Origin of the sequence: Actinomadura sp. 7K534, assembly GCF_004348575.1 — a bacterium.
In the GTDB taxonomy this organism is placed as follows: Bacteria; Actinomycetota; Actinomycetes; order Streptosporangiales; family Streptosporangiaceae; genus Spirillospora; species Spirillospora livida.
On the sequence record NZ_SMKB01000514.1, the window covers coordinates 1 to 887 of the forward strand.

Sequence of the window (887 nt, forward strand, 5' to 3'; positions counted from 1 at the left end):
GTGCGGTTCCGGTTCCGGGGCGGGGGCCGGGCGGGCGGCCGCGCAGCGGGGCCATGGTCCGCGCGCCGGGCAGCGTCAGCCGCGCGCACTGGCATAGCGCGTCGCCGGCGCCGGCCTCGGTGAACACGGTGGCGCCGGCGTCGTGGACGGCGCGCAGCGCCTCCGGCAGCCGGACGGGCTTGACGATGCAGTCGGCCAGCGCGCGGTGCAGGTCGTCGCCGTCGTGGTAGGCGCGGCCCCGCACCGGCGAGTGGACGGGCAGTTCCAGGGGCCGCTGCGGGTAGCGGCGGATCATGGAGTACCACTCGTCGTCGGCGCCGGCCATCGCCGGGTGGTGCGACAGGTAGGGGACGGCGAGCCGCACGGCCCGCACCCCGCGGCCGCGTGCGGCGTCCAGGACCCGTTCCAGTGGCTCGCCGGGGCCGGACACGACGGTGACCGACGGCGCGTTGAGGCACGCGACGACGACCTGCGGGGCGCCGGCGGCGCCGATGCAGGCGTGCGCGCCGTCCTCGCCGGTCTCCAGCAGGCCCAGGCCGCCGCCGCGGCCGCGGCGGGTCAGCACGCCGACGAGGCTGACGGCCATGCGGGCGCCGTCGGCGATGGCGAACGCGCCGGCGCTGACCAGCGCGGCGATCTCGCCGAAGCTCTGCCCGACCGCGTAGGAGGGGTGCACGCCGGCGGTGCGCAGGGCGCGGTCGACGGCGACGGAGGCGGCGTAGGCGGCGAGCTGGGCGACGCCGGGGGTGCGGGACGCCTCCCGGTAGGCGGCGGGGTCGTCCAGCAGGACGGTGCGCAGGGACGGCCATCCGGTGCGGGGCAGGCCCTCCTGGACGGCGTCCAGGACGTCGGCGGCGGCGCGGGCGGCGGCGGGTCCGGTGCGGGCG

1 protein-coding gene is annotated in these 887 nt (G+C 79.5%); it reads right to left on the bottom strand.

Going from position 1 to position 887, the window contains the following annotated elements; genetic code table 11:
- Nucleotides 1-887, bottom strand: an 887-nt coding sequence (locus E1266_RS37470; protein ID WP_132055348.1) for an acyltransferase domain-containing protein, incomplete at both ends; no start/stop codon positions are given.